Annotated in this window: 1 protein-coding gene; it reads left to right on the top strand. The window is 75.4% G+C overall.

What is annotated here, in order from left to right; all coding sequences use genetic code 11:
• Positions 1 to 768 (top strand): M20/M25/M40 family metallo-hydrolase (locus tag GH736_RS23720; RefSeq protein WP_159607542.1); only part of this gene is annotated, 768 nt, incomplete at both ends.

Below are 768 nucleotides of genomic sequence, written 5' to 3'. Positions count from 1 at the left end.
CACCGCGCGCATCCCCGGCACGGGTGCGCAGCAGGGCTCGCACCCGGTCGTGCTGCTCGGGCACGCCGACACCGTCTGGCCGCGCGGCACCGTCGCGGCCCACGGCGTCCATCGCGACGGAACGCGTCTCAGCGCGCCCGGTGCGTACGACATGAAGGGCGGCCTGGTCGTCGCCGCTCACGCCATGCGCCTCCTGCAGCAATGCGGGGTCGCCCATCCGCCCGTCGTGCTCCTCGTCACCGCCGACGAGGAGGTCGGTTCGCCGACGGCCCGCGACCTCGTCGAGATGGAGGCCAATGCCGCTCGGGCGGTCCTCGGCTTCGAGTCGCCGCATCCCGACGGCGCCCTCAAGACCGCCCGCCTCGGCAGCGCGCGAGTGCGGCTCGCCGTCTCGGGACGCGCCGCTCACGCCGCACTCGACCCCGAGGCGGGCGTGTCGGCGATCGAGGAGCTCGTCGACCAGCTCCTGGCCGTGCGTGGACTGGCAGCGACCCTTCCCGCGGCGCTCGTCAACACCGGGACGATCGCCGGCGGCGGCCTCACCAACGTGGTGCCGGCCGCGGCGCACGCCGACCTGGGGCTGCGCTACCCCGACGCGATCACGGAGGAGCTCCTGCTCGGCGGCCTGCAGGCGCTCGCGCCGATCCGACCCGGTGCCTCGCTCGAGGTGTCCGTGCTGAGCAACCGGCCCGCGTGGCAGGACACCGGAACCGACGGCATCCTGCGCGCGGCCGTCGCCGCCGCGGCATCCGTCGGCCAATCGCTGGC

The organism is Agromyces humi (genome assembly GCF_009720255.1).
Lineage (GTDB): Bacteria > Actinomycetota > Actinomycetes > Actinomycetales > Microbacteriaceae > Agromyces > Agromyces humi.
This window is presented reverse-complemented; position numbering and strand designations above follow the sequence as displayed.